General features: G+C 36.4%; 9 protein-coding genes and 1 pseudogene. 2 read left to right on the top strand and 8 right to left on the bottom strand.

From position 1 onward, the window contains the following. Positions 1–421: 421 nt before the first annotated feature. The 8 genes from HMPREF2758_RS03510 to HMPREF2758_RS09060 form a co-directional block, all read right to left on the bottom strand. Complete coding sequence (locus HMPREF2758_RS03510) at positions 422–1162, bottom strand: MBL fold metallo-hydrolase (protein ID WP_016648138.1); 741 nt, start codon at positions 1160–1162, stop codon at positions 422–424. Further along, on the bottom strand, positions 1163–2221 hold the full coding sequence (locus HMPREF2758_RS03505) for an ABC transporter ATP-binding protein (protein ID WP_006908190.1): 1059 nt from the start codon (positions 2219–2221) through the stop codon (positions 1163–1165). 3 nt (positions 2222–2224) lie between these two features. Beyond that, complete coding sequence (locus HMPREF2758_RS03500) at positions 2225–3946, bottom strand: ABC transporter permease (RefSeq protein WP_070609169.1); 1722 nt, start codon at positions 3944–3946, stop codon at positions 2225–2227. 15 nt (positions 3947–3961) lie between these two features. Continuing rightward, on the bottom strand, positions 3962–4966 hold the full coding sequence (locus HMPREF2758_RS03495) for an ABC transporter substrate-binding protein (protein WP_006908192.1): 1005 nt from the start codon (positions 4964–4966) through the stop codon (positions 3962–3964). A 2-nt stretch (positions 4967–4968) separates the two neighbouring features. Continuing rightward, on the bottom strand, positions 4969–5745 hold the full coding sequence (surE, locus tag HMPREF2758_RS03490; RefSeq protein ID WP_006908193.1) for a 5'/3'-nucleotidase SurE: 777 nt from the start codon (positions 5743–5745) through the stop codon (positions 4969–4971). A gap of 627 nt (positions 5746–6372) precedes the next feature. Next, positions 6373–6744: a peptidoglycan recognition protein family protein gene (locus tag HMPREF2758_RS03485; protein ID WP_070609168.1), complete on the bottom strand. Its 372-nt coding sequence runs from the start codon at positions 6742–6744 to the stop codon at positions 6373–6375. 341 nt (positions 6745–7085) lie between these two features. Next, entirely contained in the window at positions 7086–7271 is a 186-nt protein-coding gene (locus HMPREF2758_RS08650) for a phage holin (RefSeq protein ID WP_231285850.1), read from the bottom strand. A 125-nt stretch (positions 7272–7396) separates the two neighbouring features. Continuing rightward, entirely contained in the window at positions 7397–7528 is a 132-nt protein-coding gene (locus HMPREF2758_RS09060; RefSeq protein WP_006908195.1) for a hypothetical protein, read from the bottom strand. Between the two features lie 93 nt (positions 7529–7621). Here HMPREF2758_RS09060 and HMPREF2758_RS03480 point away from each other — a divergent pair, with 93 nt between their 5' ends. Together HMPREF2758_RS03480 and HMPREF2758_RS08955 are read left to right on the top strand one after the other, a co-directional pair. Beyond that, entirely contained in the window at positions 7622–8029 is a 408-nt protein-coding gene (locus HMPREF2758_RS03480) for a helix-turn-helix domain-containing protein (protein ID WP_006908196.1), read from the top strand. A gap of 75 nt (positions 8030–8104) precedes the next feature. Continuing rightward, positions 8105–8351, top strand: a pseudogene (locus HMPREF2758_RS08955) (hypothetical protein); the annotation flags it as partial.

The raw sequence follows: 8351 nt of genomic DNA, 5'->3' as shown, positions 1-8351 counted from the left end.
TACATAACTCAGCCCAGAGTCTACGATAGCCAAACAAATTAAACAAAAATAGTGAAGTGGACCTGTTTGACATACGAATTTTAAAATCCTCTAGGGTTGTCGGTCTCAAATACTTCACATCTACTATAAAAAAATAGTAGTGTAATACCACCGTCGTGGATACTACACTACTAATTTTAGTATGTTTGACATAGAGCCATTATATATTGTTATACCGGATAAATGTAAGATTCACTCTAGCCCCTCCCTGCACCTAAAAGTTAAGCAAACAAAAAAGATTGAGGTTCGGTAGCAACGCTCTGGAAGCCTGAAAGGTTGGAAGGCGGACTGCGTACGAAACTCAATCTCAATGCAATCTATATTCAAAAGGGGCAAGGAGGAGCTAGGGTAAAGATAACAAGAACTTAACCCTTTTATTTAACTAAGTAATTTCATACGCATCAATCTGTGATGCTAATCTAACCCATTCATCGGGATAGCGACTGTTCATCTTTCTTTCTTCCTGAGTCAGTTTAATATCTGAAGGAAGATGACTTAGTATCACCCTCTTAACTTGCGCTTGTTCTGCTAAACAAATCGCTTCTTGGGGAGACATATGTCCTCTACCAGAAGAATGATTACTTCCTTTAAAGTTTGTTGCATCACAGATTAACAAGTCTGCTTGATTACAAGAATCGATTAATCCACTAAAATAACTTGTATCAGCAGTATAAAAAAATAATTTAGACTCATAATTCACTTTAAAACCAAAGCATTGAATAGTATGCATTACTGCTACCGCTTGAATACTTATCCCCTTATGATAGTATATCTTATTTGGTTCTATAACTTCTAAGCTTAGTGAATTTAATTTTAAATGCTTTGTAAAATCATTAAGTGATGGAACAAAGACTTTTAGCTTATGGTCCACATGATGGTTGTTCAATAATACCTTCCATGCATGCTCATATGTAAATATATCTGTAGAATGATCATGATGCCAATGACTTAAAAATATTGCATCTAGGTCTTGATATCTTATTTGTTGGCTTAATTCATGAGCACTAGCAGATCCCATATCAAATAATATCTTACTATGGTCCGTTTCTATGAGATAGCTTGAACTTCCTCCACCATTTACAGGAAACCCGCCCCAATATCCAAGAATCTTTACTTGAAGCATTTATTTCACCTCATTAATTCTGGGAATAATCACTACTTCCTCACCTATTGAAATCTTATCTTTAATCGGCAGAACAACCGTCAATATTTGATCTCTTGTTTCAAGAGTATATCGGTACTCTTGACCTTGAAACTGACAAGTCTCAATCCGACCAACTAAGTTAGACTCTGTTGATCTATCATCGATATAATCTAAAGTTATTTCTTCTGGTCTTAATAAATAAAAGTTTTTCTGACGTATATTCATCGGTGTAGAATTAAAAGGCCATAATATTTTTGAGTTTTCCAATCGAAATCCTTCATTTGACCAAGAACCCCTGACTAGGTTTGCCTTACTTACAAATTCTGATACAAATACTGTTTCAGGATTGTAGTATATTTCTTCTGGGGTACCAACCTGCTCAACTCTTCCCATATTCATTACAATAATACGATCTGCCATAGCTAGGGCTTCGCTTTGGTCATGAGTCACATAGACAATCGCTGCATTGGTATGATGATGAATTTTTTGAATTTCTCTACGCATTTCAATTCTTAATTCTGCATCTAATGCACTTAAAGGCTCATCCATCAACAATAATTTTGGTTCTGGTGCAATTGCTCTACCTAGAGCAACTCTTTGTTTTTGACCACCGGATAACTCAGAAGGAAAGCGATCCTTTTTTTCTTCCAAATTAATAATTGAAATCACTTCATCAACTCTTTTTTTGGGATCTTTAACATAATCATTCCGAGCAAACCGGTCGTACCTTAAAGGAAATTGAATATGTTCTGCTACTGTCATATGAGGCCATAAGGCAAAATTCTGAAACACCATAGCTACATCTCTTTGATTTGCTTTCAAAGTATTATTAGGACTAGAAACTATTTTATTATTCATTAATATTTGACCGTCACTTGGACTATCAAATCCAGCTAATAACCTCAATAGTGTTGTTTTACCGCACCCAGATGGTCCAAGTATCGCAACAAATTCTCCTTCCTTAATTTCTAAATTAATATCATTTAATGCAGTAAACTTATTAAACCTTTTCGTTAGATGTTTTATTTCAATACTCATAGCTTACCTCTTTCTTTCGACAAACTTTTGAATAATCAAGATGACCAGATATGTCAATATAATTAAACCAACAATAACGCTTGAAAAAGCAGTAGCGTTTAATGTATATCCTGCTTGTTGATAGCTTAAAACTTGGACTCCAATCGTTTTTGAACTTGATGAATATAGCAAGGAGGATACAGTGAGTTCGGTCAAGGCTTGTAAAAAGACTAAGACGGTTCCACTAAGAATACTTGGTAATATCAAAGGGAGCATCACCTTCAACCATTTCCCTCTTCCTCGACTACCCGAAATCTCAGAAGCTTCTTCTATCGATTCATCAACTTGACCAAAGGCTGTTATCGCACTTCTAACTTGAACAATCATAAAACGAGTTATATAAGCAATATATAAAATCCATATCGATCCATAAATTCCTGGATTCCAACCGGGAAAAGGCTGCATCCAAGCAAAGATCATTGATAGAGCGAAAACTGTCCCAGGTAAGGCATATGGAATTGTAATGAATGCCTCAATGACTCTCAAAAAACCATTATTAAAACGAACCCTAAAGTAAGCAAAAACACTGGCAAAGCATAAGATAACTACTGAAGAAATACCTGCTAGCTTCAATGAAGTAAAAATAGCAGACTGTGTTTGAGGATTGTTTAAAACAAACTCATAATTTTTTAGACTTAAATTTTCTAAAGAAAAATCTAATCCAACAGCCTTAATTAATGGTGCAACTACTAAGGAAATTAACGGTAATATTGAAGTTGTAATTAAAAATAACCACAACAACATTTCAATTAGCCAACCTGAACGTCCCAGGATATATCTTGGTTTTAAATCAATTTTACCCGTTTCCAATGCTCTTGATTTTCGTGTAACCATCCATTGAAAAGCCATAACAATCAAGGCAATTAGAGTTAACAACATGGATAAAACCGAAGCCCTATTAAAAGCAGTTGGACCAAACCCAATAATTTGTTGATAAATATAAGTAGTTAAGACATCGATGTTTGCGGGAGTCCCTAAGAATGCTGGAATCCCAAAGTTATCCAAACACCCCAAAAAGGCTATAAACATTCCTCCAGCGATACCTGGTAACGCCATAGGGACCGTTATCCTAGAGAAGGCAGTCCAAGAAGAAGCTCCTGAAGCTTTAGCAGCTATTTCAGCATCTCTAGGAATCTGCCTAAAAGCATTAACTGTAAACATATAAACAAGTGGGTACATGGTGATTCCCATAACAAATATAATTCCCCCAAAATTATATAAGTCAATCTTTCCAATATTGATTCCGAGTAGACCAACTATTTTAGAAAATAACCCTTTTGAACGAAAAAATTGAACCCAAGCTAATGAGGATACATAGGAAGGTATAACAAAAGGTAAAAAGATTAATAGTTGAATAATCCCTTTTAAATGTAGATTAGTGTAGGCAATTAGCCATGCAATCGTTACACCAAGAATCGTTGCGATAGTCATGGATCCCAATACAACAATTAGTGTGTTCCCTAACACTTCCCAAGTTCTAGAATCACTCAATATTTCATTATAAAAATCGAAACTTAATCCATTTTCTCCCGAAAAGCTCATCCACATTAACCTAATAACTGGTAAAGCGAAGAAAATAAAGATTAATAAAATAATGCCCAAGCGACTAAATTTTGTTGTTAATTGAAGAAAAGGAAACAACGTTGCCGTTGTCCCCTTTTCATTTTTCTGAAATTGATTTTTCAAGACAAGTCCCCTCTTCTATTGAGCAAATAATTGATCAAATTCTTCCTTATCTGACTCACGGTTTTCAAAGAGCTCTTTCATGTCAGCAGTCAATACATTTTCAATTTCATCAACAGCCTTTAATCCCTCAGGAGCCTGAATACCTTTACGTATAGGAACATAACCCAATTCAGCTTGCAATTCTTGACCTTCTTGGGAAAGAACAAAGTCAACAAATGCTTTAGCAATTTCTTCTTCTTCAGTTGATTGCATAATTCCGATTGGTTCAGTAATTACAGGAACACCATTTTTTGGATAAACGAATGCCACTGGGGAACCATCATTAACAGCTCTTTGAACTAGATAATCGACAATCATTCCATATTGTTTTTCACCAGATGCCACGTTTTCCAATACTCCACCATTTCCCTTAGTCACTAAAGGATTATTTGCTTGAAGAGCTTTATAAAAATCCCAACCAAACTCATCATTACGAGTTAAAACACCTAAATTATATGCCGCTGCACCAGAATATAAAGGACTTGGCATAGCTAATAAATCTTTATTCGCTTCGTTTGTGAATGTTTCCCATGATTCAGGAGCTTCAGATACAAGATCTGTGTTATAAACAATACCAGTAGCTAAAATTTTAGTTCCAGTATAATAATCGTCTACATACTGAGAATCAATTTCTGAAGCTTCAGGAGACACATAGTTCAAAAGTAAGTCTCTTGATTTAAATCCTTCAAATGTTACAGCATCTGCTAGCAGTACAACATCCGCTAAGACTTGACCAGCTTGTTCTTCAGCATTAATCTTGCTGACAACTTCCTCCGTTCCTGATCTAAAAATATTAACTTTTATGTCCGGATATTTTTGGTTAAATGCTTCAACTAATTTAGCCGCATCTTCATCTGGTTGAGAAGTATAAAATTCTATCTCACCAGATAAATTATTGTTACCTTGAGCATAAATGGTATTTAAACTAGATAAACATCCTAGAAAAATAGTAGCAATCAGCAATTTCACAATTTTTTTCATATTTATTGCTCCTTAAAAACTTCTTCAACTTCTTTAAGTAATTCATGATCATTTTTAAATATATCAATAGGTGATACTGTCACATAGCCTTTACTAACCAGGCTATAATCAGCGTGCTGAACTTCGTCCATTTCATTAATTCGATTTGATAACCAAAAACCTCTAGTTGCTCTAACATCTTTAATGTCAACTGGAATCAATTTAAATCGCTCTTGTCTCAATTCCATTGGAACAACCTTAATTCCTAAATAATTATCATAGGATCGGCTCGGGAAGTTAATGTTAGTAAGACTTCCATTTGATAAAGGACGACTTAATACTTTCTTCAAAACTTCCTTCATCACAGGAATCGACTGCTCAAAGTTCAAAGAATAATCACTATCTCTAGAAAGTGATAATGCAATTGATGCAATACCATTGCAACTTCCTTCTCTAGCAGCTCCTATTGTTCCAGAATAAAAATAATCCTTTCCAACATTTGCTCCGTGATTAATTCCTGTCATAATAAGATCGGGTTTTTGATCGAGTAAGTGATTTAACGCAACCAGAATGCAATCGGTAGGACTTCCATCAATGGCATATGCTTTGATGGCACCAACGAATTGATCGGTTTGTTTATAAGTGATTAAATTCCTGGTTGTAATTGATTGACCATAGCCACTACATTGTTTACTTGGACAAGCGACTACAATCTCATGGCCTAAATCATTTAATAACTTTACAAGAATATGAACACCCTTAGAATTTATACCATCATCATTAGAAATCAGAATTTTCACTTTTTATTTTCTCACCTCTTTTCAATTTCATCATGTAACAATTCTTATAGTAGCAAACTAATGTAAAAATAAAGTAAAATTATTGTAAATTTTATGAAATAAAATTCTCAACTTAAGTAACAGCGAATATAAACCCAACTTCCCCCTCCCCCCCACTGGAATCAGGAGGCTAGATAAAAAGAATTGAGGTTCACCTTATCTAGCTCTGGAATCTTGAAAGGCTGGAAGGCGGACTGCGTACGAAACTCAATCTCATTGAAATCTATATTAAAAAAAGGAGCAGGGAGGGGCTAGGATTTAACTAACTTATACTTCACCCCATCAAATAAGAGGTAGTTTTCGACTGCTTCCTCTTTTTTCTTTTGGGGAACTTCTTTAATCGGCTCTATCACTAAGGGCTTAGCCATTCCCTAAAGGCATCCATCTCCGCCTTTGTATATCTAGGACAGGCGGTATTATTATTATTGACCTCCCAATGCCCTTTAACATTCTTCACATCAATACCCAACTCATCTATCAGCTTACGCGTGGTCCAATCCCGGATCCTAATCTGAGCCTCTGAATAATCATCTCTAGAATTGGCCTCAACAGAGATATGAATAGTAAACCATTATTATCGCCCACTCCTCAGGTAATGCGTTCAGGGTTATTGTTCCAATACAAGACTCCATCGCTATCGATGTAATAGTGATAGCCACCTCTGCCCCAACCACGATCGTTACGCCAGTAACGTTTGTGGTCCCAAATCTTGCGGTTATATTGACGAGGCACAGCTGTATAATGCCAGACAATCGTCGTAATATCGCTAGGCGGGCGATCGTAAGATTGGCCGCCCAAGGCCTGATATCTTCTGTCAATCATTTCAGGCTGCCAAGCTTGGGTGGCTAATTCTACATCATACTGGGTTAAATCATAGTCTTCAATCACCTTAATCAACTTGTGACCATAGTTCGGATCCCCTACGTAAATCCCCGCTTCCTCTTGATAAGTCTTAGCCAAAATCGCTTTTTATAGGCTGTTTGACGGCGGTAAGGCGTTGAGGTGAAGAAAGGGGAGGCGTGATCCGCAATTGACTCTTCTAATGAGCCGTATTTTCGGAAATACGACTCATATAGCTTGCCGTCCGCTTCGAGGGATTGATGACTAACCTTCGGCCCCTGCCAGGGGGGCAGAGGCCTTGATGCCAAAGCCATTATATGACTTCTTATATAATTCAGACTCCCCTGCCTGGGATTCCACCACGGATTAAGCCATCCGTGTAGCAACAGAAATGGACGAGGAATACTTTTAGAATAAGGATGCTAAGTTTTTTAATTTTTCTTGCATAATAATGCTCCTTTCTAATGGGCTGGTAACTTTGGGTCTTTATCGTTAAAATTCTGGCTGGAAATTTGAAGAATAGTTCCTAAAAAGGACGTAATAACATTAATGGTCATTACCGGCTGATCGATATTCGATAAGTGATAAATATCCCCGATTCCCTTGGTTAGAACTGCTAGGGCAGGGAGAAAGATTAGACTAACCACTTCCCTAAGTCGTAGGTCTTGTTATCTAAGTACATAATGACTCAACTCCTTTAAGCTATTGGATATTTAATGGTTTTGGGCATCGACCTTACTGAGGGGGTCATCCTGCTGGTTGCCCCCCTCAGTCAACTTGGTGACGATCTTTTGATGCGTAGAATGACTCTTTGAATGGCAGTAATCAGACTGATCAATTTTTGCGACAAAGTCACTACCACAATGATTGCCCCAACATAAACACCGATTTCAAGTAAATTCATCTCATCCCTCCTCTACATGAAAAAAGGGACAGGACTTTAATGTAGTGCCCCCAAAAAGTTGGACCAAAATCTAATTTTTTGGGGGTATTTATATTGGCAAAATATAGTTATGAATTTAAACGAAAAATTGTCGAAGAATATTTAGAAGGAGCAGGTAGTTACAAATATTTAGCGAAAAAATATCAGGTTAAAAGTAATAGTACTCTACATAAATGGGTTAATGCTTACCAAATCCTAAGTGAGGAAGAACTATTGCGTTGTCGACAAAAGAAAGTTTATCCTGTTGAATTCAAGTTAGAAGTAGTACAACCTTACTTGACAAGTGAGAAAAGCTATCAATCTCTAACGAATCAATATGGTATTAATCATCCCTATTTATTGACGCGTTGGGTAATCGACTTTCGCAAATATGTGATTGATGGACTCTTACCAAAACAACAAGGGAGGCCATCGAAAATGTCGAAAAAAGAAAACAAAGACATCGCTATCTCCATCCGCTGATTCGGCGCAACGTTTAAAAGAACTCGAAGAAGAAAATTATCGATTAAGAATGGAAAATGATATTTTAAAAAAATTTTGGAGGCTCAGATTAGAAAAGAGGAAGCAACAAACAAAGAACGCTCGAAATTAGTCTATCGCCTCCGTCATCAATATAAGTTGAAAGATTTATTACAGTATGTCGGCTTAATCAAACAAACCTATTATAATTGGGTCAAGAAATTTGACCGTCCTAACCCAGATCAAGCCATTGAAACACAATTATTAGAACTTCGGGAACAACATCCTAACTATGGCTATCGTAGACTCTGGGCTGAGTTATGTA

The organism is Facklamia sp. HMSC062C11 (assembly GCF_001810675.1).
Taxonomy (GTDB): Bacteria; Bacillota; Bacilli; order Lactobacillales; family Aerococcaceae; genus Facklamia; species Facklamia hominis.
This window is presented reverse-complemented; position numbering and strand designations above follow the sequence as displayed.